Source organism: Microbacterium deferens (assembly GCF_045517775.1).
Classification (GTDB): Bacteria; Actinomycetota; Actinomycetes; order Actinomycetales; family Microbacteriaceae; genus Microbacterium.
The window spans coordinates 2,038,004-2,061,002 of record NZ_JBEUWT010000001.1; the positions used below are offsets into that span (position 1 = coordinate 2,038,004).

The 22,999-nt window shown below is 71.4% G+C and carries 19 protein-coding genes; 12 read left to right on the forward strand and 7 right to left on the reverse strand.

The annotated features are described in order from the left end of the window. A partial coding sequence (locus ABTU82_RS09665) for a DEAD/DEAH box helicase (RefSeq protein WP_407173128.1) occupies positions 1 to 1,521 on the forward strand: 1,521 nt, incomplete at its 5' end. Between the two features lie 93 nt (positions 1,522 to 1,614). Here the strand turns inward: ABTU82_RS09665 and ABTU82_RS09670 are convergent. Then, on the reverse strand, positions 1,615 to 3,714 hold the full coding sequence (locus ABTU82_RS09670) for an intein-containing Rv2578c family radical SAM protein (protein ID WP_407173130.1): 2,100 nt from the start codon (positions 3,712 to 3,714) through the stop codon (positions 1,615 to 1,617). 108 nt (positions 3,715 to 3,822) lie between these two features. On the opposite strand from ABTU82_RS09670, the gene ABTU82_RS09675 reads away from it, so the two are divergent. From ABTU82_RS09675 to ABTU82_RS09725, 11 genes are all read left to right on the forward strand, one after another. Continuing rightward, positions 3,823 to 4,896 carry a M15 family metallopeptidase gene (locus ABTU82_RS09675; protein WP_407173132.1) on the forward strand — a complete coding sequence of 358 codons (1,074 nt, stop codon included), beginning with the start codon at positions 3,823 to 3,825 and terminating at the stop codon, positions 4,894 to 4,896. Between the two features lie 187 nt (positions 4,897 to 5,083). Continuing rightward, a complete protein-coding gene (locus ABTU82_RS09680) occupies positions 5,084 to 6,124 on the forward strand; it encodes a LacI family DNA-binding transcriptional regulator (RefSeq protein ID WP_407173134.1) in 1,041 nt (346 codons plus the stop codon). Then, positions 6,121 to 7,059 carry a carbohydrate ABC transporter permease gene (locus ABTU82_RS09685; protein WP_407173136.1) on the forward strand — a complete coding sequence of 313 codons (939 nt, stop codon included), beginning with the start codon at positions 6,121 to 6,123 and terminating at the stop codon, positions 7,057 to 7,059. The genes ABTU82_RS09680 and ABTU82_RS09685 overlap by 4 nt, the downstream gene beginning before the upstream one ends. Beyond that, complete coding sequence (locus tag ABTU82_RS09690) at positions 7,056 to 7,892, forward strand: carbohydrate ABC transporter permease (protein ID WP_205781226.1); 837 nt, start codon at positions 7,056 to 7,058, stop codon at positions 7,890 to 7,892. The genes ABTU82_RS09685 and ABTU82_RS09690 overlap by 4 nt, the downstream gene beginning before the upstream one ends. A gap of 29 nt (positions 7,893 to 7,921) precedes the next feature. After that, the gene (locus ABTU82_RS09695; protein ID WP_165817946.1) at positions 7,922 to 9,217 is read left to right on the forward strand and encodes an ABC transporter substrate-binding protein; all 1,296 of its coding nucleotides are present in this window, start codon (positions 7,922 to 7,924) and stop codon (positions 9,215 to 9,217) included. Positions 9,218 to 9,294: 77 nt separating this feature from the next. Beyond that, complete coding sequence (locus ABTU82_RS09700) at positions 9,295 to 10,476, forward strand: ADP-ribosylglycohydrolase family protein (protein WP_407173137.1); 1,182 nt, start codon at positions 9,295 to 9,297, stop codon at positions 10,474 to 10,476. Continuing rightward, entirely contained in the window at positions 10,473 to 11,843 is a 1,371-nt protein-coding gene (locus tag ABTU82_RS09705) for an ADP-ribosylglycohydrolase family protein (protein ID WP_407173138.1), read from the forward strand. The genes ABTU82_RS09700 and ABTU82_RS09705 overlap by 4 nt, the downstream gene beginning before the upstream one ends. Next, on the forward strand, positions 11,840 to 12,781 hold the full coding sequence (locus ABTU82_RS09710) for a PfkB family carbohydrate kinase (protein ID WP_407173140.1): 942 nt from the start codon (positions 11,840 to 11,842) through the stop codon (positions 12,779 to 12,781). The genes ABTU82_RS09705 and ABTU82_RS09710 overlap by 4 nt, the downstream gene beginning before the upstream one ends. Beyond that, positions 12,778 to 14,790 carry an SUMF1/EgtB/PvdO family nonheme iron enzyme gene (locus tag ABTU82_RS09715; RefSeq protein ID WP_407173142.1) on the forward strand — a complete coding sequence of 671 codons (2,013 nt, stop codon included), beginning with the start codon at positions 12,778 to 12,780 and terminating at the stop codon, positions 14,788 to 14,790. Before ABTU82_RS09710 ends, ABTU82_RS09715 begins: the two co-directional genes overlap by 4 nt. Further along, a complete protein-coding gene (locus tag ABTU82_RS09720) occupies positions 14,787 to 15,974 on the forward strand; it encodes a CaiB/BaiF CoA transferase family protein (RefSeq protein ID WP_116647140.1) in 1,188 nt (395 codons plus the stop codon). The genes ABTU82_RS09715 and ABTU82_RS09720 overlap by 4 nt, the downstream gene beginning before the upstream one ends. Beyond that, positions 15,971 to 16,813: an HpcH/HpaI aldolase/citrate lyase family protein gene (locus ABTU82_RS09725; protein ID WP_407173144.1), complete on the forward strand. Its 843-nt coding sequence runs from the start codon at positions 15,971 to 15,973 to the stop codon at positions 16,811 to 16,813. The genes ABTU82_RS09720 and ABTU82_RS09725 overlap by 4 nt, the downstream gene beginning before the upstream one ends. Before the next feature lie 20 nt (positions 16,814 to 16,833). Here ABTU82_RS09725 and ABTU82_RS09730 read toward each other — a convergent pair whose 3' ends face one another. The 6 genes from ABTU82_RS09730 to ABTU82_RS09755 form a co-directional block, all read right to left on the reverse strand. Beyond that, entirely contained in the window at positions 16,834 to 18,096 is a 1,263-nt protein-coding gene (locus tag ABTU82_RS09730) for an LCP family protein (RefSeq protein WP_407173145.1), read from the reverse strand. 56 nt (positions 18,097 to 18,152) lie between these two features. Further along, positions 18,153 to 18,971, reverse strand: coding sequence for an energy-coupling factor transporter transmembrane component T (locus ABTU82_RS09735; protein WP_407173147.1), 819 nt, complete (start codon positions 18,969 to 18,971; stop codon positions 18,153 to 18,155). Beyond that, positions 18,968 to 20,746 (reverse strand): ABC transporter ATP-binding protein, encoded by a 1,779-nt coding sequence (locus ABTU82_RS09740; RefSeq protein WP_407173148.1) that lies wholly within the window; start codon positions 20,744 to 20,746, stop codon positions 18,968 to 18,970. Before ABTU82_RS09740 ends, ABTU82_RS09735 begins: the two co-directional genes overlap by 4 nt. 39 nt (positions 20,747 to 20,785) lie before the next feature. Continuing rightward, positions 20,786 to 21,340: an ECF transporter S component gene (locus tag ABTU82_RS09745; RefSeq protein WP_116647145.1), complete on the reverse strand. Its 555-nt coding sequence runs from the start codon at positions 21,338 to 21,340 to the stop codon at positions 20,786 to 20,788. 150 nt (positions 21,341 to 21,490) lie between these two features. After that, a complete protein-coding gene (locus ABTU82_RS09750) occupies positions 21,491 to 22,504 on the reverse strand; it encodes a pirin family protein (protein WP_407173150.1) in 1,014 nt (337 codons plus the stop codon). Then, positions 22,501 to 22,842 (reverse strand): GNAT family N-acetyltransferase, encoded by a 342-nt coding sequence (locus ABTU82_RS09755; protein WP_116647147.1) that lies wholly within the window; start codon positions 22,840 to 22,842, stop codon positions 22,501 to 22,503. Before ABTU82_RS09755 ends, ABTU82_RS09750 begins: the two co-directional genes overlap by 4 nt. Between the last annotated feature and the right edge of the window lie 157 nt (positions 22,843 to 22,999).

Here is a 22,999-nt window from a genome sequence, read left to right on the forward strand (position 1 = left end):
CGTTCGTTCGACGAGCGTCCCGCCCGTTCGACCGATCGTCCGGCTCGGTCGTTCGATGACCGTCCCCGTCGCGACGCCCGTCCGGCTCGTTCGTTCGACGAGCGTCCCGCCCGTTCGACCGATCGTCCGGCTCGGTCGTTCGGCGACCGCCCGGCGCGCGATGACCGTCCCGCCCGTTCGTTCGACGACCGCCCCCGCCGCGACGACCGTCGCTCCGAGGGTCCGGGTCGCTCCGACTGGTCCTCGGCTCCGAAGCGCAGCGCGCAGCAGGAGCAGCACGTCGACGTCGTGCACGAGCGGCTCCAGGCCGACGCCGTCGACGCGGCGAGCGTCACCGAACTGGGCTTCGCCGAGCTCGGCCTGGGCGAGAACATCGTCCGGGTGCTCGCCGACCTCGGCGCGTCGAGCCCCTTCCCGATCCAGGCCGCGACCGTGGCTCCGATCCTCCAGGGCCGCGACGTCCTGGCACGCGGTCGCACCGGTTCGGGCAAGACGATCGCCTTCGGCGCCCCGCTCGTCGAGAGCGTGCTGCGTGCCGGCGCCGGAACGAAGCGGGCCTTCGCCCGTGCGCCTCGCGCGCTGATCCTCGCGCCGACCCGTGAGCTCGCGCTGCAGATCGACAGCACGGTGCAGCCGATCGCGCGCAGCGTCGGACTCTTCACCACGCAGATCTACGGCGGTGTTCCCCAGGGGCGCCAGGTCGGTGCGCTCCGCAAGGGCGTCGACATCGTCATCGGCACCCCCGGGCGCGTCGAAGACCTCGTCGAGCAGGGCAAGCTCGACCTCTCCGAGGTCAAGATCGTCGTTCTCGACGAGGCCGACCACATGTGCGAGCTCGGGTTCCTCGAGCCCGTGCAGCGGATTCTGCGCCACACCGCGGCCGGCAGCCAGAAGCTGCTCTTCTCGGCCACCCTCGACCGCGAGGTCGCCGCGCTCGTCGACGAGTTCCTCGTCGAACCGGCCGTCTACGAGGTCGCCGGCGAAGACCAGGAGTCGGGCACGATCGAGCACCGCGTGCTCGTGATCGATCACCGCGACAAGGCCGAGATCCTCGTTTCGCTGGTCGACCGCGCCGGGAAGACGCTCGTCTTCGCCCGCACCCGTGCGTACGCCGAGATGCTCGCCGAGCAGTTCGACGACGCCGGGATCTCGGCCGTCGCGCTCCACGGCGATCTGAACCAGGCCAAGCGCACGAGGAACCTCGAGAAGATGACGTCGGGCCGCGTGGCGGTTCTCGTCGCGACCGACGTCGCGGCGCGCGGCATCCATGTCGACGACATCGACCTGGTCGTCCAGGCCGACGCGCCCGACGAGTACAAGACCTACCTGCACCGCTCGGGCCGCACCGGTCGCGCGGGCCGGTCGGGTCGCGTCGTGACGCTCATCCCGCGTCAGCGCCGTCGCCGCATGGTCGAGATGCTCGAGCGCGCCGAGATCGACGCGCCGTTCGAAGACGCCCGCCCCGGCGACGACCTCCTCGAAGAGATCGCCGGCCGCCAGATCGCGAACGTCACCGGCTGACCCCTGCCCCGGTTTGGGGCGCGATCTTCGGGTTGGGGCGTGGAATCCCGCGCCCCAACCCGATTTTTGCGCCCCGAGCCGGCCGCGAGAGGCTCAGAACAGGGTCGCCGGTGCGACGGCGGGCCGCACGGTCGGCGTCGCCAGCGGCGTGCGGGCGGCGAGACCCGGCTGCGGTCGACCGCGCGGATGGTCGTCCTCGTCGTGTCCGTCGAGGCGGTGCATCCGCAGCAGTGGCCGCACCCGCTTCGACAACCACGTGCGATAGGCCTTCGGCGCCGACGTCGAAACACCCGGGTACAGCCCGCGGTACGACGAGACGAGCTCGGGGTGCTCGCGCTCGAGCCACTCGAAGAACCACGGTTTGACGCCCGGACGCAGGTGCAGAGCACCGTAGACGACCCGCACTGCTCCGGCCTCGCCGATGCGCCGCAGTGCGTCGTCGAGCGCCGCGATCGAGTCGGTCAGGTGCGGGATCACCGGCATGAGGAACACCGTCACCCGAAACCCCAGCTCGGTCGCGGCCCGCACGGTGTCGAGTCGCGCCTGCGCGCTCGGGGTGCCCGGTTCGATCGAGTGCTGCAGCGCGTCGTCGAACACGCCGATCGACATCGCCAGCGAGACGCGCACGGATGCTGCGGCATCCGCCAGCAGCGGAAGGTCGCGCCGCAGGAGCGATCCCTTCGTGAGGATGGAGAACGGCGTTCCCGTCTCGGTGAGCGCCGACGCGATCTGCGGCATCAGCCGGTAACGGCCCTCGGCGCGCTGATAGGGGTCGGTGTTGGTGCCGAGCATCACGGGCTCCCGGGCCCACGAGCCGCGGCGCAGCTCTTTCTCGAGCACCTCGGCGACGTTGATCTTCACGATGATCTGATTGTCGAAGTCGTTGCCCGCGTCGAGATCGAGGTACTCATGGGTGCCGCGGGCGAAGCAGTTGTGGCTGATGACACCGTTGGCGACGAAGTCGCCCGTTCCCGTCGTGATGTCGATCATCTCGATCTCAGTTCCGAGGTCGTCCACGCCGGTCACGCGGAGATCGGCGAACGTCTTCACCGCCGTTCCGACGATGTCGAGCTTGCGGGTGATCGAGGGAGTGGTCAGCGAGAAGAAACGCTGGCGCACGGGGAGCCCTCCGAGCAGGCGAACCGTCGATTCTCCGTTCGCCCGCGGAGGCTCCTGCACGTAGGGAAGGTCGAGTGAGGTCAGGGCCTCGCGCACCATCCGCAGGATGTCGGGGTCCCCGTTGGAGATGCGCACGATGCCGCGGGAGCACGACCCTTCTGCGTCGAACATGCCGCTCAGGTATCCCGCGTGCCAGTCACGCGAACGTACGGCGGGCTCGGCGGTGAGCTCTTCCACCCGCCGCACGTCGGCGCCTTTCGCCGTGTGAATGGCGGTCATCTCTCGTCGAGCCGAGGACGCCTGGCTGAACGGGCGGGTATTCGTCGCGATCCCCTCGTCGGCGAGCAACGTGCGGGTGCGGTCGAGTGCTTCGGTGTCGGCGAGAGCGAGGCGGAAGCGATGCACCGTCCGCACGCGGCGTCCGTCGTCGTAGGTGCGGTGGAAGATCATCCCGTCGCCGCGGATCATCCCCGCCAGGTATCCACGGCGGAAGTCTTCTCCGAGAGGCGGATCGATCATCGGGGGGCCGCCGATGCCGAATCCCTGCAGCCGGTTCTGCGGTGTCAGGTAGGGGCGCCGGGCGGCTCCTGCCATCGTGCCGGTGACGTACTTCCAGCCTCGCTCGCTGAGGAATCGGTGGTCGCCGCTCGCGACGATCTCGGTACCGTCCGCGAGGGTCACCCGATGAGCGCGCTTACGCGTGCGCCAGGTCGCTCTCACCGTGGTGCGCACGTACCTCCGGTAGGCGCCCGACTTCTCGGTTCCGATGATCTCGTCGCCGGGTCGCAGCCCGGACAGAGGGCGTTGCCGACCGTCGGCCATCATGATCAACGTGTCGGGGGAAAGGCAATACGTGCACGCGTGGCTGCACCCCCGATACGGGTTCACGGTCCAGTCGAACGGCATCGCCGAAGCGCCCGGAACGCGGTTGAGCGCCGTCTTCGCGAGCACCTCGTGGAAGGTCATGCCGGCGAACTCCGGGGTGGTGACCGATCGCACCAGTCCGTCCATGCGCTCCAGGCCGGGCAGGGCCGCAGCATCCGTCACGCCCAACTGCTGTCCCTGCCATCTCATGTCTCCATGGGAACAGAAATGCGAATGTTAAGCAACCTTGCGGCGATGCAGTCTCGAAGGGCGCGCCGCTCCTTCGTTTCGTCCCGACCGATCGGCGACAATGGGCAGGTGACGGAACCCGGCCCGTTCTCCCCCCGCACGCGCCGAGAGGCGCGGGTGGCGGCCGAGCGCGCGTCGAGCGCGCCGCGCACCCTGGCCCGACATGCGCGGGGCCGCCGGGCTGCCCGACTGAGGACGATCTTCGCCGTCGCGGCCTCTGCCGCACTGCTCTTCGGTGGGGCGGGAGCCGTCACCGCCGCCGTTGCGGGAGGGGTGATCACCGAGGGTGCGGCCGTCTCCGCGCCCGATCCCGTCGAGACGTCGAGTGAACCGTCGCCGAGCATCGACGCGATGATCCAGGCGATGCCCGTCGAAGGGCTCCCGTCGCCGACGATGGACGCGACCACCGCCGGACGCGCGCTCTGCGATGACCCGGCGTTCACCCAGGTGCTGGCCTCCGGAGGCGACGGCGCGGTGATCGCCGCCGCGGGCGGCGCCGAGGCCTTCCGCTCGGCGGTCGCTGCGGGCGCGGCGCCGTGCATCGTCCTCGGCGACCCGAACCGCACCTGGGTCGTGGTGAACAAGCAGCGACCGTTCTCGCCGATCGACTTCGGTCCGTCGCCCCTCGCGCTCCCGGAGGGAGTGAAGAGCCTCTCCGGCGGAGAGTTGCGGGCGGATGCGGCGACCGCCCTGTCGGCGATGATCGGCGCCGCTCGTGAAGCGGGTGTGGGAGATCTCGCGATGGAGAGCGGGTACCGCTCCTACTCCACGCAGCAGTCCACCTACCGCGGCCACGTCAGCGACCGCGGTGTCGCCGGCGCCGACCTCGTGAGCGCGCGCCCCGGTTTCAGCGAGCACCAGTCGGGCCTCGGTGCCGACGTCGTCGCGTGCGATACGTCGGGATGCGGCTCGCTCGACGACCTCGCCGCCACCCCGCAGGGCGCGTGGGTCGCGGCGCACGCCTGGGAGCACGGCTGGATCGTCCGCTACACCGACGGGCGCACCGACGTCACGGGCTACCTCCCCGAGCCGTGGCATCTGCGTTACGTCGGCCCCGAGCTCGCCCGGGCGTACCACGACGGCGGCTGGACGACGCTCGAGGAGTTCTTCGGCCTCCCCGCCGCCCCCGGCTACGCGAGCTGACCCCCGCCCGGCGCTCCTCGCAGCATCCTTCGCCCCGGCCCCGGCCCCGGCCCCGAGCCCGTGAGCGTGCGGGTTCGCCGCTCAGGCGGTGCAGTCGCGACCTTCGGGTTGACATACGCGCCGGTTGGTGGAAACGTTTACGCCGCGGGTGTAAACGTTTCCACCCACGCATCTCAAGGGAGAGAATGTGCCTCGAGCCACCATCACGCAGGTCGCCGCCCTCGCCGGCGTCTCGATCGCCTCGGCGTCCAGGGCGCTGAACGGCCAGATCGCGAGTGCCGAGACCGTAGCGAAGGTGCGGCGAGCCGCGGAGGAGCTGGGCTACGTCGCCGACGCCGCCGCGCGCTCGCTCAAGCTCGGTCGCACCCAGCAGCTGGCGTACGCGGTGGCCGATATCGGCAACCCCGTCTACGTCGAGATGATGAGCGCGGTCGAGCGGGTCGTCTCCGACTCCGGGTACCGCCTCGTGATCTCCTCGACCGGCACCGCGTCGTCGTCTCTCGACGTCGTTCGCGACCTCGGTCGCGGGTACGTCGACGGCATGATCCTCTCGCCCCTGCGGGTCACCCCCGAGCTTCTCCAGGCGCTCGCCGACGTCCCGGTTCCGGTGGTCATGCTCGGTGTCGCCTCGGAGGGGTCGGGCCTGGACACCGTGCAGGCCGACTCCGTGACGGGCATGCGCCTCGCTGTCGACCACCTCATCGCGGAGGGCCGCCGGAGCATCGCCTTCATCAACGGTCCGGTCGACACCACCCCCGGTCGCCTGCGCCTTCGGGGTTTCGAGGAGGCGATGCGCGATAACCCGGGCATCGGCAGCCGCACCGTGATCGCCGACGACTTCACCATCGCCGCCGGTCATCGCGCGGCCCTCGAGGCGCTGGGCGACTCCGAGGGATTCCAGCCCGACGCCGTCGTCGCGGCCAACGACCTGATCGGCATCGGCGTGCTGCACGCCGCCGATGACCTCGGCCTGTCGGTGCCTGACGATCTCGCCGTCACCGGCATGGACAACACCGAGCTCTCCCGCGTCGCCCGCCTCGGGCTGACCAGCGTCGACCTCGGCGCCCATGAGCGTGGCCGGGTGGCCGCCGACCTGCTCCTCGCCCGCATCGCCGAACCCGGGCGCGCCGCCCACACGGTCACCGTCGCGCCCTCGCTGGTCGTGCGCGGGTCGAGTCGTCGCGGGCAGGCATCGCTGCGGATCGTCGAAGAGGAGGACGCGGTATGAGCGCGTCCACGCGGGAACGTGCGGCACCGACGAAGGTGCGCCGGATCGGCCCGCGAGCGCGGGCGGAGCGGCGCGAGGCGATCGCCCTCGTCGTGCCGGCGCTTCTTCCGATCCTCATCTTCTCGGTCGTCCCGCTGGTCAGCGGTGTGGCGCTCGGCTTCACCAACGCCACGCTGCGCCGTGACGCCGAGATCGGCTTCATCGGGCTCGGCAACTTCTTCGAGCTCGCCGGCGATCAGCGCTTCTGGGGTTCCTTCGGCATCGGACTGGTCTGGGCGGGGTCGGTCGCGCTCCTCACCCTCATCTCGGCGATGGGGCTCGCGCTGCTTCTCAACAGCAACCTCCGGTTCAAGACCCTCACCCGCGTGCTCGCGCTCATCCCGTGGGCCATGCCGCCGGTGGTCATCGCGATCGTGTGGCGCATGATCTACAACCCCAACTCCGGCCCCCTCAACGCGACGCTCGGGTGGTTCGGTCTGCCGGGGGTGAACTGGCTGGGCGACTTCTCCACCGCGCTTCCCGCGGTCATCGTCGTCGGCGTGTGGTCGGGAATCCCGCAGACCACCGTTCTGCTCTTGGCGGGCATGCAGTCGATCGCTCCCGAGCTGCACGAGGCGGCGGCGGTCGACGGCGCCGGCGCGCTGCGGCGCTTCTGGCACGTGACGCTGCCGGCGCTGCGCCCGATCATCATCGCGGTGACGATCCTCGACTTCATCTGGCAGTTCAACTCCTTCGGGCTCATCTACGTACTCACCGAGGGCGGCCCGGGCGGACGCACGATGATCCCGCCGCTGTTCACCTACCTTGAGGCGTTCCGCAACCGTGAGATCGGCTACGCCTCGGCGATGGGCGACGTGCTGGTCATCGCGATCATGCTCTTCCTGTCGATCTACCTCGTGCATCAGTTCCGCCAGGCGAAGGGCGGTCGCTCATGACGAAGCGTCCCTGGTACACCACCGGCATCATGTACGTCGCCCTCGCCGGGTACCTCTTCTTCCTGGGGTTCCCGCTCCTGTGGCTGCTCTCCGCCTCGTTCAAGACCTCGTCCGAGCTGAACTCGCTCGCGGTCAACCTGCTGCCCGCGGTGTGGGAGTTCGGCAACTACGTGACCGCCCTCGAGCGGCAGAGCCTCATCTCGGCTGCGGGCAACTCGCTGCTGGTGTCGGTGAGCACGATGGTGATCACTGTGCTGCTGTCGATGCCGATGGCTTACGCGCTCGCGCGGCTGAAGGGCAAGCTGCGAGCCGCGGGCACGGTGTGGATCCTCACGAGCCAGGTCTTCCCGTCGATCCTCATCATCATTCCGCTGTTCCTCGTGCTGCGCACGATCCAGCTCAACGACACCCTCCTCGGCCTGATCCTGGTCTACGTCACCTTTACGATGCCGTTCACCCTGTGGATGCTGCAGGGGTACGTCGCCGCGATCCCTCGAGAGCTCGAGGAGGCCGCCGAGATGGACGGCGCCGGCCGGCTGACCATCCTGCGACGGGTCGTGCTGCCGCTGCTGGCCCCCGGTCTGGTGGCCACGGCGATGTTCACCTTCGTGTCGGCGTGGAACGAGTTCTTCCTCGCCCTCGTGCTCATCCAGAGTCCTGAGCTGTACACCCTGCCGATCGCTCTGCGCTCGTTCCTCGGCGCCGAGGGGCAGACGCAGCTGGGTCCGCTCGCGGCCGGGGCGATCCTCGCCACGATCCCGTCGCTGATCATCTTCAGCATCCTTCAGAAGAAACTCACCGGCGGAATGCTCGCCGGTGCCGTCAAGGGCTAGTCCCCCCACTGGGAGAAAGAAAGGTCATCATGTTGAGAACTACCCGAGGCATCGGCGCCTTGGCCCTCGCGGGCATCGCCGCCCTCGCCCTCAGCGCGTGCCAGCAGGGCAGCGCGAGCGGCGGATCCACCAGCGAAGACGGTGTCGTCACGCTGCAGTTCCAGTCGCTCTCCGACCAGCCGGCCACGCAGGCCGCCATCACCGAGATCGTCGACACGTGGAACGCCGACAACCCCGATATCCAGGTGCAGATCGTGCAGGCCGGCTGGGACGGCACGTACGACAAGCTCATCACGCAGTTCACCGGCGGCACGGCGCCCGACATCATCCACTACGAGGCGTCGTCGATCACCTCCTTCGCGCTCGACGGGTACCTCGCCGACCTGACCGATCTGATCGATCCCGAGCTGCGCGACGACATCTCCGACGGCATCTGGGATTCGGTGACGGTCAACGACCAGATCATCGCCTACCCCTCCACGCTGCAGTCCTACATGGTCTTCGCGAACACGGCGCTGCTCGAGCAGGCCGGCGTCGAGATCCCCACGGGCGACTCGATGACGTGGGACCAGCTGCAGGAGATCGCCCGGGCGACCACGACCGACGGCCAGTACGGCCTCGGGTGGGGGCTCGCCTCACCCACCGCGACGATGATGAGCCTCTCGCTGGGCTTCGACGGCGGCTACTTCGACGGCCAGGGCGAGGGCGCGTCGATCGACGTCGGCAGTGACGAACTGGCCGTGCCCGAGCGCATCCACGCGATGGCCTACGACGACCTCTCGCTCGACCCGACGTCGCTCACGCAGTCGGGGTCGGAAGTGCTCGCCTCCTTCTACGGACAGAAAGTGGCCCTCACGGTGCAGGGCTCGTTCCAGGCGACGAACATCGCCAGCGACGCACCCGAGGGCTTCGAGTGGACGGTGCTGCCGCCGCTGGAGGGAAGTGCCGGTGCCATCCAGGCGGCGAACCCGCAGACCTACTCCGTGAACGTGGACTCGGAGCACGTCGAGGAGTCGGCGCAGTTCCTGAACTACTTCATGGGCGCCGACAACCTCGCTGAGATCGCGTACGCCGACGCGCTCATCCCCTCTTCGCAGGGCGCTCGCGACCGCGTCACCGAGCTCGCCGGCGACGCCGTGGGCTGGGAGCAGATCCTCGCCTCGGGTGACGGTCTGGTCGGTCCGCCGTTCCTCAAGGTCGACGGCTACACGGAGTGGAAGGACACCATCGCCACCCCCGCGTTCCAGCAGTACCTCGCCGACCAGATCTCGGCGGATCAGCTGGGCACGCAGCTCAGCGACGGCTGGTCGGAGATCACGGGTTAGACGCGCACGACACGGGGGACGGGCGCAGGGCTCGTCCCCCGAGCAAGCCGGCAGGAGACGAACGGATGAGGGATTCAATGGATGCGTTGCAGGATCGGGTCGCGGGCGTGCTCGCGGGCGCGGCGGTGGGAGACGCCCTCGGCGGTGCGACCGAGGGGTGGACCCCGGAGCAGATCGAGGAGAGGTACGAGGGGCGGGTCACCGGGATCGTCGGTCCGTTCCTGGCCGATTGGCGTACCGCGCGTCCCATCGCGCCGTACCACAAGGGCGACGGGCACGTCACCGACGACACCCTCATGACGCACGCCCTCGTGCAGGTCTACGACGCACGGCGCAGGCACCTCGGCGCCTACGACGTCGCCAGCGACCTGGTGCCACTGATGATCGGCGAGCGCCGCTGGGTTCCCGAGCTCGAAGACGACGTGCTGATCCTGCAGCGGGTCTTCCTCGCCGAGAAGTGGATCGTCGCCAAGCTCCACTACGGTCACGTCGACCCGCGCGAGGCCGGGGTCGGCAACATCATCAACTGCGGCGCCACCATGTACATGCCGCCCGTCGGGCTCGTGAACATCGGCGACCCCCGCGCGGCGTACGCGGAGGCGATCGACATCACCGGTGCCCACCAGGCCTCCTACGGCCGCGAGGCGGCGGGCGTCTTCGCCGCGGCGGTCGCCGCCGCCGCCGCGCCTGGTGCCACCGTGGCCTCGGTGCGCGAGGCCGCACTGTCGGTCGCGCACGACGGCACGGCCGCCGCCCTTCGCGCGGTGCTCGACGCCGTGGACCGCTATCTCGCCGCGGGCGGGTCGGATGACCCCCGCGAGCTCGGCCGGGTGGTGCGCGCGGCCGTGTCGCCCTTCGACACGGTGGGCGACGCGTACCGCGCGCCGGCGATGGACGCGCGCCTGCCCTCGCGGACGAAGTCGATCGAGGAGCTGCCGGTGGCGCTCGCCTTCGTCGTCGCGCACGGCGGCGACCTCGCCGCATCCGTGCTCGATGCGGTGAACTACGGACGCGACTCCGACTCGATCGCCGTCATGGCCGGCGCGATCTGCGGCGGTCTCGGCGGCCGCGCCGCGGTGCCCGACGAGTGGGTGTCGGGGGTCGCCGAGGCGAGCCGTCTCGACCTCGACGGGGTGATCGAGACGATGACCTCCGTCGTGCGCGAGGTCGCCGCCGCCGACGCCGAGCGCGCGAAGACCCGCGGTGGCGCGCTCGAGGCGATGCTGTCGGGGCAGTGGGACGGCGGAGCCTCCGCATGAGGTTGACGTGGGCCCAGCCCGAGGATCTCGTCGCGGCCGAACTGGTCGCCCTTCGCGAGCAGGGGGTCGCCGCCGATGACCTCGCCGACGTCGCGCGACGGTGGCACGACGCCGGGGGCTCCACCGTGCTGGCCCCGAGCGGGGCGAGCGCGCTGCCCGCGGCACCGCCGGTGCGCGAACTCGCGAGGCGGTTGCTCGATGAGCTCGACACCTACAACGTCGACAGCGCCGAAGAACCCGACGACTGGGACGCAATCGCGGCGTCGATCAGGGCGCGACGACCGGATGCTGCGCGGCGGGCCTCGTTCGACCGGGTGCACGGCGCGTGGCTGGGGCGCGCGGCGGGCTGCCTCCTGGGGAAGCCGGTCGAGAAGATCCCTCGTGCAGGAGTGGAAGAGATCGCGCGCAGCACCGGCAACTGGCCCATCGCGGGCTACTTCACCGCCGTGGGGCTGCCCGGGGACGTCGCCGAACGGTGGCCCTGGAACCGGCGCTCCGCTCCGACCTCGCTCGTCGAGAACATCGACGGGATGCCTGAGGACGACGATCTGAACTTCCCGTTGCTCGCGCTCGACCTTCTCGAGCAGCACGGACGCGCGCTGACGACCGACGACGTCGCACAGGCCTGGCTGGCGTCGCTTCCGGCCGGTCGGGTGTTCACCGCGGAACGCGCGGCGTATCGCAACCTCCTCGACGCGCGCCCCGTGCCCGAGACCGCGACGCACCGCAATCCCTTCCGCGAGTGGATCGGCGCACTCATCCGCGCCGACGTGCACGGGTGGGCGAACCCCGGCGACCCGCTCGCGGCCGCCTCCTCGGCCTGGACCGACGCGCGACTGAGCCACACCCGTAACGGGCTGTATGGCGCGATGTGGGCCGCGGCCCTGTGCGCCGAATCGCTCGTCGCGGACTCCGCCGCCGAGACCCTCGACGCCGCTGACACGGTCGTGCCGCCCGGGTCGCGCCTCGCCTCCGCGGTGCGCCTGGGTCGCGAGCTCGGTGCCGACCTCGGCGCCGGCCGGCGCACGACGAACGAGGCGCTCGACGTGCTGCACGGGGAGTTCCGCGGCATGCACTGGGTGCACACCCTCAACAACGCCGCCCTCATCGCCTGCGCGATCGAGGGCGCCGACGGCCGCTTCGGAGCCGGTGTGGCGCTCGCGGTGGCCGGTGGGTGGGACACCGACTCCGCCGGTGCCACCGTCGGGTCGGTGCTGGGCGGTCTCGTCGGATCGGAGGGGATCGACCCGCAGTGGACCGCGCCGCTGCGCGACAGCATCGCGACCTCTCTCCCGGGCGGGGCGGAGCGCTCCATTCGCGCGCTCGCCGAGCGCACGGCCGCACTCCCGGAGAGGATGAGGGCATGAACGTCGTCGTCGTCGGAAGCGTGAACCGCGATGTGGTGGCGCGGGTGGCCCGCATCCCCGCCCCCGGTGAGACGGTGCTGGCCTCGGGCCTTGCCCGCACCGGCGGAGGGAAGGGCGCGAACCAGGCGGTGGCGGCGGCGCGCGCGGGAGCTGCAGAGGTCGCCTTCGTCGGCGCCGTCGGCGACGACCCCGACGGCACCGCGCTGCGCGACGGGCTGAGCACCGACGGCATCGACGTCGCGGGGCTCGAAGTGGTCGCCGATGCGACGGGGACGGCGCTCATCTCCGTCGCCGACGACGGAGAGAACGCCATCGTCGTCGTCGCGGGGGCGAACGCCGCACGGACGCGACTGAGCGAGAGCCAACGAGCGATCGTGGGCGGCGCCCAGGTGCTGGTCACCCAGCTGGAGGTTCCGGTGCCACTCGTCCGTGCGGCTGCTGCGGCGCGGGGCGACCGTGCGTGGCACGTGCTCAACGCCGCACCGTCCTCGCCGCTGGTCGCCGACGGGAACGCCCTCCTCGCGGAGGTCGACGTGCTCGTCGTCAACGAGCACGAGCTGCGCGATATCGCCGGCGCTGCGGAGGTCGACCACGCGGTCGACTCCCTCGCCGCGCGCCTGCCGGCGCTCGTGGTCACCCTCGGTTCGCGAGGGTGCCTCATCGTCGTCTCGGGCGCGCGCCGCACGGTCTCGGCGCACCCGGTCACGGCGGTGGACACGACCGGTGCGGGGGATACGTTCTGCGGAGTGTTCGCCGCATCCCTCGCCCGCTCCGGTGCGCTCCCGGGTGACGGCGCCCTCCTCGAGGTCTTCGCGGAGGCGGCGCGGGTCGCCAGTGCCGCGGCGGCTCTCGCTGTCGGACGCCCGGGCGCGCAGGACGCGGTGCCCACGGCCGCCGAGGTCGCCGAGGTCATCGCACGTTCGGAGGAGAGCCGATGAGCGGTGGATTCGACCCGCTGCATCCGCGGGAGATCGACCTGCCCACCGCCGTGCCGCTCGACGGCGACCTCTCCGAGGGCGAAGCGGCCGAACGCCTCGACGATGCCAAGATCTTCGCCGCTCCCGACGACCCGGCCGACATCCCGCGCTGGCGGGCGCAACTGGCGGCCTGGCGCGAGGGGGCGCGTCGGCGGTACCCCGCGCCGACGCGCTACGACGACCCGGCCTCGGCCTGGGCGAGCCGGTGCTTCACCGTCGCGCAGGTGTGGCTGTGGGACGAGCTGTTCTTCGATTTCGATACGCAGCGCTTCACGCCGGAGCGGTTCCTCGACGACGCCCGCGAGCGCTTCGGGGGGCTCGACGGGGTGGTGCTCTGGCACGCCTACCCGGTCATCGGCATCGACGACCGCAACCAATGGGACTACTACCGTGTGCCGGGGCTCGAGGAGGCCGCCGCGGCTCTGCGGGACGCGGGGGTCGCGGTCTTCGTCGACTACAACCCGTGGGACACCGGCACGCGCCGGGGCGGTGACGACGCGGCCGAGCTCGCCGAGGTGGTCGTTCGTCTCGGCGCCGACGGGGTGTTCCTCGACACGCTGAAGAAGGCCGAACCCGAGCTGGTAGCCGCCCTCGACGCGGCGCGCCCCGGCATCGGCCTCGAGGGGGAGTCGAAGCTCGCCACGGCGCGCATCGCCGACCACACCCTCTCGTGGGCGCAGTGGTTCGCCGATTCCGAGACCCCGGGAGTCCTTCGGGCGAGGTGGTTCGAACGGCGACACATGCAGCACCACATCCGGCGCTGGCATCGCGATCACGCCGGGGAGCTGCGCTCGGCCTGGCTGAACGGAGTCGGTGTCATGGTGTGGGAAGTCGTCTTCGGCGCGTGGGTCGGGTGGAACCGCCGCGACGCGGCGACGCTGGGGCGGATGCTGCCGGTGCAGCGACTGCTCCACCGCTGGTTCGTGGAGGGGGAGTGGACGCCGCTGTCGGTGCTCGAGGGCCCCGTGACCGCCTCCGACTTCGCTCTCGACGGGGTGACTCTGACGGTGCTGGCGAACTCCGGCGACGCCGACGCCGTCTACGTGCCGTCGATCGACGTCGGGCAGGCTTCCCCGAGCGCGCGGGAGGTGCCGGCTCCCGTTCGGTGGATCGCCCTTCACGAGCCCGATGCCGCCCTGACGACCGACCCGCCGGCCGTCACCGTACCGGCGCAGGGGATCGCGGCCGTGCTCCGTATCGAGGGCGACGCCCCGACGCCGAGCGAGCTGCGCGACCTGGTGATCGCGTTGGCCGGTCGCCCCCACGTGGCAGACTCCGCGTTCCCCCACCGCAGGGCGCGTCGACTCTTGCCCGCCCCGCGCGAGGCCGGGTCGGCCGATGCCGACGAGATCGCCCGAGCCTCGGCGGGGGCACTCGTCGTCGCACCGGGCGAGCACGTGCTGACCGTGCGGTACCGCGCCCGGGAGACCGGCATGCACGAGGGTGCCCCCTACGTGGACGAGTGGAAGCCGCTCCCGCCGCGCCTGCACGATCAGCGCACGCTCGAGCGCGTCGCCGTGCTCCCCGCCCCCGTCCGCGTGGCGGTCGCCGAGGTCACCGAGGCGGCGTTCGGCCGCTATCTCGACGCGATCGGGGAGGCCGGAGCATCTGACCACCCCCGTTCGGAGCGCCCGGTCACGGGGGTGACCCTCGCCCGCGCCCGCGACTACGCGGCCTGGGTGGGCGGACGCCTTCCCAGCGAAGACGAGTGGCAGCTCGCGGCGGAGCAGCCGGGCTTCGAGCGGCGCCGGCCCCTGGTGTGGAACTGGACGGAGTCGGAGCACAGCGACGGCCGCACCCGCTTCGTCATGCTCAAGGGCGGGAGCGACCATCGCTCGGAGGGGTCGGACTGGTACTTCGACGGCGGCGCCCAGCATCCGACATTCGCGGCGAAGTACCTCTTGCCCGGGCTGGGGATCGATGCATCCCCCTCGATCGGCTTCCGCGTCTGCTGGGACGGCGAGCGATGACGCCCCTCGACGGACTCCGGGTCATCGACGTCTCTACGCTGTTCGCCGGGCCCATGGCGGCCATGCACCTCGGCGACATGGGCGCCGAGGTGATCAAGGTGGAGCACCCCACCCGCCCCGACCCCTCGCGCGGTCACGGGCCCAGCAAGGACGGGCACAACCTCTGGTGGAAGACGCTCGGGCGGAACAAGCGCACGGTCACGATCGACCTGCACACCGAGGGCGGCCGGGAGGCGTTCCTCCGTCTCGCGGCCACCGCCGACGTCGTGATCGAGAACTTCCGCCCCGGAACGCTGGAGCGCTGGGGCCTCGGTTACGCGGAACTCTCGGAGGACAACCCGGGTCTCGTTCTGGCCCGGGTGACGGGGTTCGGCCAGATCGGTCCGTACCGCTCGCGGCCCGGGTTCGGCACCCTCGCCGAGGCGATGAGCGGATTCGCCGCCGCCACGGGCGAGCCGGACGGGCCGCCCACCCTTCCTCCGTTCGGCCTCGCCGACGGGGTTGCGTCCCTGGCCACCGCGTACGCGGTGATGGTCGCGCTGCACGCCCGCGATGCCTCGGGGCGCGGGCAGGAGGTGGACGTGGCGATCATCGAGCCCATCCTCGCCATGCTGGGTCCGCAGATCACCCGGTGGGACCAGCTAGGCACCGTGCAACCGCGGACGGGCAATCGTTCCGGCAACAACGCACCGCGCAACGCCTACCGCACCGCTGACGGCTCGTGGGTGGCCGTGTCGACCAGTGCGCAGTCGATCGCCGAGCGCGTCATGACGCTGGTCGGAAGACCCGAACTCATCGATGAGCCCTGGTTCGCCTCGGGCGCCGAACGCGCCGCGCACGCCGATGTGCTCGACGAGGCGGTGGGCGGGTGGATCGCCCGACACGACCGCGCGGAGGTGATCGCCGCCTTCGACGCGGCCGAGGCGGCCGTCGCGGCCATCTACGACGCGAGCGACATCGTCGGTGACCCCCAGTTCGAAGCCATCGGTACGATCCGCCGCATCCATGATCCTGACCTCGGCGAGATGGCGATGCAGGGGCCGTTGTTCCGTATGTCGCAGAGCGAGTCGCGTGTGGACTTCACCGGCCGCGGCCACGGAGCGGACACCGAACGCGTGCTCGAGGAACTCGGGTACACCGCCGCGCAGATCGCTGCGTTGCGCGACGAAGGGACGATCTCATGACCATCGTGGCGCTCTACGTTCCGGGCGATCGTCCCGAGCGGGTCGTGAAAGCGCTCCGCTCCGGGGCGGACGGCGTCATCGTCGACCTCGAAGACGCCGTCGCGCCGGCGCGCAAGGCCGTCGCGCGAGAGATGCTGGCCTCCCTCGCCGGCGAGATCGACGCCGCTGCGCGTGAGGGATCGGTCGTGGCGGTGCAGGTGCGGATCAATGCTCGCGGCTCCGCGTGGCACGATGACGATCTCGCGGCGCTTCGGCCCCTCCCGGCCTCGATCGGCGTGCGCTTGTCGAAGACGCAGTCCGCAGACGACGTCGTGCACGTGCGGCAGGCGCTCCCGGGCCGCGATGTGCACGCCCTCCTGGAGACGGCGCTCGCCGTGGAGCGGGCGTTCGAGATCGCCACGTCGGGAGCGGCGTCCATCTCCACGGGCGAGGCAGATCTGCGCGCCGAGCTCGCCGTCCCCGAGGGCGAGGAGGGTGAGGCGGGGCTGCGCTGGTCGCGCAGCCGCGTCGTCAACGCCGCGGCTGCGGCGGGTCTGCCCGCCCCTCTCCTCAGCGTGTACGCCGACGTCCGCGACCTCGATGGGTTGGAGCGCAGCTGCCGGGAGGGGGCACGTCTCGGGTTCGGCGGACGCACGGCTATCCATCCGCGCCAGCTCGCGGTGATCCGCTCGGTGTTCACTCCCACCGAGGCCGCTGTGCGACGGGCGGAGGAGATCATCGCGAGGGTCGGCTCCGCTGCGGGCGACGGCTCGGGAACGGTCGTCCTCGAGGACGGCACGTTCCTCGACGTCGCGATGGTGCGCGCGGCACACCGCATCCTCGCCGCTGCGCGCCGCTGATCCGCCGTCTTTTCCGCCGCTCAGGCGGTGCAGGTGGCCTGGTCGGCCTTCGAGCCGTTGACGTTCCCCGGCAGCGCGACCGACTCGTCGGACGGCGCAGAGGTCGCCGCATCTGTCGGCTCGGGCGCGTCGGACGGGGGTGTCGTCTCGGTCGCGTCGGACGGGGGTGTCGTCTCGGTCGGGGCTGCCTCGACGACGCCCCCGTTCGCGCCGAGCTGCCCGGTGAGCTCGAGCGGCCTGTTCTGCGCGAGGGCATCCCAGAGCTCGGCGGCCGCCTGCTGATCGGGGATCACGTGGTTGGTGTTGCTGGGGTCGTCGAACACCGGGAACTGCACGAAGGTGATGTCGGAGGTCGGAACGTCCTTCGCCGCGAGCGCGAGCTGCATGATGCGGATCGGGTTGGCCAGGCTCGAACTGGGCGTGATGTTCTCGGATGCGGCGGTCGCCAGGCGCAGCACCGCCGCGGGATCGGAGAGTACGCCGCCCGTGAGCTTGCGGGAAAGGCTCGACAGGTACTGCTGCTGGTTGCCGATACGGGCGAGGTCGCTGCCGTCGCCGACGCCGGAGCGCACGCGCAGGAACTGCAGCGCCTCCGCGCCCTGAACGGTGCGGGGGCCGGCCGGCCAATCGATCCCCGTGTTCTTCGGGTCGCGCAGTCCGCCCTCACCGATGCAGACCTCGACCCCGCCGATGGCGTCGGTGATGGCGATGACGTTGCCGAAACTGGCCTTCGCGGCGAACGGGATGCTGAGCCCGCTCAGTGCCGACACCGTGTTGACGACGCAGTTCAGACCGCCCTTTCCGTAGGCGGCGTTGAGTGACTCCTTGCTCACCGCGGCATGCACGACTCCGTCGTCGTCGGTGCATTCGGGGATCGCGACCTGCAGATCGCGGGGGAACGATACGACGGTCACGCGGCGGGGGGCGTCTGACACGTGCACGAGCATGTTCACGTCGTTCAGGCGACCGTCTGCGTCGGGTCCTGTGCACCGACCCGGGAACAGGTCGATCAGAGCGGGCTCGCACTCGTCGGTGCCGACGATGAGCACGTCGAACGGTCCCTCGTACGCCCCGACGCTGGGAGGCTGAGCCACCTCGGTGTCGAGGTCGACGGAGTTCTCCTCGATGGAGGCCGCCAGGCTGTACGCGGTGTATCCGATCGTGCCCGCGCCGGCGACCAGCACCACCGCGACGATCACGCCGACCAGCGTGAGCAGCTGGGCCACCAGGCTCGGCGATCCGAGGCGCGCGTGCTGCGCCACGGTCTTGCGTCGTCGAGCCATGGTTCCCCTCGTCGGTCTCGAACGAGTCTATGCAGAGGTCGTGGCGGCGTCCCCGCTCAGCCGACGAGGGGCGTCGCGCCCGCCCACACGAACAGGGCGGCGGATGCTGCCCAGAACGCGACGACGAACACCACGTCTCGCGCGCGGAACGGCACGAGATGGCGCTCGGTGCGCGTCGAGTGGGCGCCGAAGGCCCTCGCGTCCATGGCGAGCGCGACCCGCTCGGCATGCCGGATCGCTCCGGCCAGGAGCGGCACGACGTAACCTCCCCAGCGCGCGGCGGCGGCGAAGGGCCCTCGGCCACCGTGTGCTCCGCGCACCCGATGCGCCTGGCGGATGATCTCCAGCTCGTGCCCGAACCTCGGCACGAAGCGGAACGCGGCCAGCGCCGTATATCCGATCCGGTAGGGCACGCGCAGCTGTTGCACGAGTGAGCGCACCAGATCGGGGCCGGTCGTGGTGAGCCCGCCGACGAGCGCGAGCGCGACGATCGCGCCGAGGCGCAGCGCCGTCGAGAAGCCGGTCACGAGAGCGCCGCCGTACAACGTCCAGCCGCCGAGCTGCAGCACGGTCACCGACTGGTCGATGCGCGCGGCGTCGGCCCAGACCGAGAATCCGAGGCCGATCACGAGCACCGAGGCGGGGATGGCCAGGGCGAGCAGCCCCAGCATCCGACCGCTCAGCCGGGCGCCCACCAGCAGGGCGGCGTACGCGAGCACGAGGAACGCCAGCGGCGTGGCGAGATCTCGCGCGAACACCAGCGCGATCATCGCGGGCAGGGGCGCGGCGATCTTCGCGAGCGGGTTCAGCGCGGGGAGGAAGCGCAGCCCGCGTGAGGGAGCGGCCTCGGCGTACGGATCGATGACGGCGGTCATCCTCGCGCCCCGGGGAGATCGGCGATGCGCGCCACGGACGACAGCGACGGATGCTGCGTCAGCCCCCGCAGCGCCCGCCGCAGCGGAGGCGGGCGCAGGCCCGCCCGTTCGATGAGCGCGTCGTCGGCGAAGATCGCGGCGGTGGGACCTGCGGCCGCGATGCGCCCGTCGGAGAGCACCACCGTGCGGTCGGCGTAGTCGGTCACGAGCTGCATGTCGTGCGTCACCACGACCACGGTGGTGCCCTCCGCGTGCAGCCCCTTCACCAGCGACAACAGCTCGTCGGCGCGAGCGCGGTCCTGGCCGAACGTCGGCTCGTCGAGCACCAGCAGGCGTGCGCCGCCGATCAGCGCCGTACCGACCGACAGTCGCCGTTTCTGTCCTCCCGACAGCAGGAACGGATGAGCCTGCGCGCGGTGCTCGAGCCCGAACCGCGCGAGCATGTCGTCGACGCGGCGGTGCACCTCGCCGTCTGGCAGGCGCTGCATCCGGAGTCCGTGGGCGAGCTCGTCGAACACCGAGTTCGCCACGAACTGGTGCTCGGGGTTCTGGAAGACGAATCCGACCGAGGCGGCGAGGGCGCGCGCGTCGGTGCGGTGCACGTCGCGCCCGGCGAGCTCGACCGTGCCGCGGGGTGGTCGCACGACACCCGCGAGCGCTTGCACGAGGCTCGTCTTGCCGGCGCCGTTCGCGCCGACGATCGCGACGAACTCGCCCGCGGCGATGTCGAGGTCGACGTCGTGCAGCACGGGGGTGCGCCCGCGTGTCAGGGTGAGCCCGCGCACCCGCACGAGGGGGGCGGAGGCGGCGGTCGACGCAGCCTCTCCGGCTCTACCCGGATCGGCCGCCATCGGGGCGCGTGTGGCCGCGGGCGGTGTGTTCCCGCCGATCGCACCGATCTCGCCGGGCGCCTCGATGGCCGGTTCGACCTCGAGCGCGGCGTGCAGCTCGGTGGGGGTGAGGGGAAGCGGATCGAGCGACATCCCGGCGCGGCGCAGGCGCATCGCGGCCAGCGTGGAGGTCGGCAGCCACACCCCGAGGGAGAGCAGCTCGTCGGCGCGCCCGCGCATCACGGCGTCGACGGTGCCGTCCATGACGAGGCGGCCGAGGGCGTCGATCACGACGACGCGGTCGACGAGCCCGACGGCGGCGTCGAGGTTGTGCTCGACGAGCACGATCGCGCGGTCGCCCTCGGCGACGAGCTCCGCGAGCGCCGCGTAGACCTCTTCGATGCCACCGGGGTCGAGGTTCGCCGTGGGCTCGTCGAGCACGAGCAGGGGCGACCCCATCGCCAGCGCGCAGGCGATCGCGAGACGCTGACGGCCGCCGCCCGACAGCAGATCGGGGTTGTCGGTGCGGCGGTGCCAGAGTCCGACGCGCCGGAGTGCCGTCTCGGCGCGCGCGAGCACGTCGTCGGCCGGCAGCCGCAGGTTCTCGGGTCCGAACGCCACCTCGTCGAGCACGGTGCCCGTGACGAGCTGCGCGTCGGGGTCTTGGAACACCATGGCCACCCGCGTGCTGAGCTCCGCCACCGGGGTGGTCGCCGCATCCGCGTCTTGGACCCGCACCGTGCCGACGACGGTGGCGGGAACGGCGTGGGGGATCAGTCCGTTCAGGGCGAGGGTGAGGGTGGATTTGCCCGAGCCGCTCGGTCCGAGCAACAGCACGACCTCGCCCGGTGAGACGTCGAAGGTGACGTCGGCGGGGGTCGCCGTCGACGCCTCGTCGTGGGTGATGCCCACCCCGCGCACGCGAAGGAGCGGAACGGACGTCATTCGTCCAACTTAGCCCACCCTAAGTTCGCGGGTCGGGGCTCAACGATGGCCGGGGACCCGGCCGACTCCGGTGCGGCGGAGGGCGGCGCCGACGGCGAGAGCGACGGCCGTCCACGCCACCGGTCCGAGCACGGCCAGCACGAGGTAGGACACGCTCGCCCAGGGCGCCATCGTCGACAGGTGCGCGATGAATCCGACGGCGACGGCGATGACGGCGCCGATGATGATCGCCGAGATGAAGAACCGCCACGACCGCCAGACGCGGTAGCGGGTGAGCGCTGCGACGCCCTCTTGGATGCCGCCGAACAGCAGCGCCGTGCCGAGGAACGACAGCGCGAACTGCGGGGCGACGGCGCTGGAGACGAGAGCGGCCAGCACGTGCGTGATGAGGGCGACGAGAGGAAGGCGCAGCACCTCCTGCGAGATGATCCCGGGGATCACATGCACGCCGAGCACGAAGCCGTAGATCACCGGAATGCCGGCGATCACCGCCGGGGTGACCCAGCCGGCGACCGCACCCAGCAGACCCGTGGCGACGCCGATGGCCGCGCACACCAGCAGGACGCGCGTGGAGAGTCGGGATGCTGCCACCACGGCTCCAGCGTATCGCTCGCGGTCTGTCCGCGGGCCGGGCGGCCGGGTCGCTCGAGAGTGCCCGAATCGGCCGGTGGTGCCCGAAGTTTCGCGCACGATCGGCAGAATCGGGCACCCTCGGTGCGGGTCGAAGAGACGGATGCGGCGTGGTCAGCCGCGGGGCCGGTCAGGGCGACGGCGCGGGGTGAGGCGCACGCCGGGGATGGGCGGGGCGGGGATGCGCTCGTCGGCGTGGTCGACGACGTGGCCGAACCGGGCGGCCGCTGCCTCCCAGTCGTCGCGGGCGTCGACGATCTCGTCGTGGGTGCGCCCGACGAAGTTCCACCACATGACGATGTCGGCCTCGAACGGCTCGCCCCCCAGGAGGAACACCGTCGCGTCGGTGTCGCTCGAGACGTCGACCCCGTCGCGCGACGTGCCGAGGTAGAGCAGGTGCGTGCTGTCGAGCACCACGGATCCGGTCGGCTCTGACGCGACGCGCGCCTCTCCGAAGCATCCGACCACCGCGTGCTCCCAGTCGGGGCGCAGCGGGATGCGCACCGTGGATCCGGCCGGAATGCGCACCTCGGCTCCGACGATCGGGGTGTGAACGGTGGCGGGCGACGAGACGCCGGCGAGCTCGCCCATCACGACGGTGGCCTCGCCGCCGGCGCCGGCGCCGAGGGCCTCGAGCGCGACGACCGGCAACTCCGCGTGCTGCTCGAACGCGGGCGCACCGTGTCGGCGCGATTCGGGGAGCGCGACCCACAGCTGGAGGGCGTCGAGGGGCACGGGGTCGTCACCGACCGAGTATTCGGAGTGCGAGATGCCCGCGCCGCTCGTCATGAGGTTCAGCGCGCCGCGTCGGACGACCACGTCGCTGCCCACCGCGTCGCGATGCCGCACGTCTCCGACGAACGGCCAGGTGACCGTTTGAAGCCCGATGTGGGGGTGCGGCTCGACGCGCATCTTCGTCTCCTGCGGACCGAACCGGTCGAGGAAGCACCAGGCGCCGACCATCGGCAGCGCGCGCTGCGGCAGGCTGCGATGCACCGACATCGCCCGCACCCCGCCCAGCGGCACTTCCCGTGCCTCGAGCAGCAGGCTGCGGGGTCCGTCGCAGGCGACGGGGCCCTCGGTCTCGGGCGACCGGCCGGCGGCGCCGTCGGTGTCGAGCCGGGTCACGACGACTGTTCGCCCGGGGTGGCCGACTGCGCGGCGTCGGCGTCTTCGGGCCAGTCGACGACGAGGCCGGCGACCTCGTTGCCCGTGAGGTAGTGCGCGATGAACGGGCATCGCGGAACCACGACATCGCCGCGACGGGCGAGGTCGGCGAGCGCCTCGCCGGCGAGGATCGACCCGAGCCCCTGGCCCTTGAACTGCGGGTCGAGCTCGGTGTGGGTGATGATGACGCGGCCGCTGCGCGAGGTCAGGAACTCGGCGAAACCGCCGACGGCGTCTCCGACGTGGATCTCGTACCGCGACGTCTCGTCGTTGCGGGTGACGCGGGTCTCGAGGGTCATGCGGATTCCTTCCTCAGGCGGTGGTTCCACCGTAGGCGCGTGGTCCGACATCGCGCCAGAGCCGCGCGCCCTCGGGCGACTCGTCACGGCGGGAGGGGATGTCACGGCGGGAGGACCCGTTCGCGCCGAGCGGTCCTCCGGCGGTGAGATCTCCTCC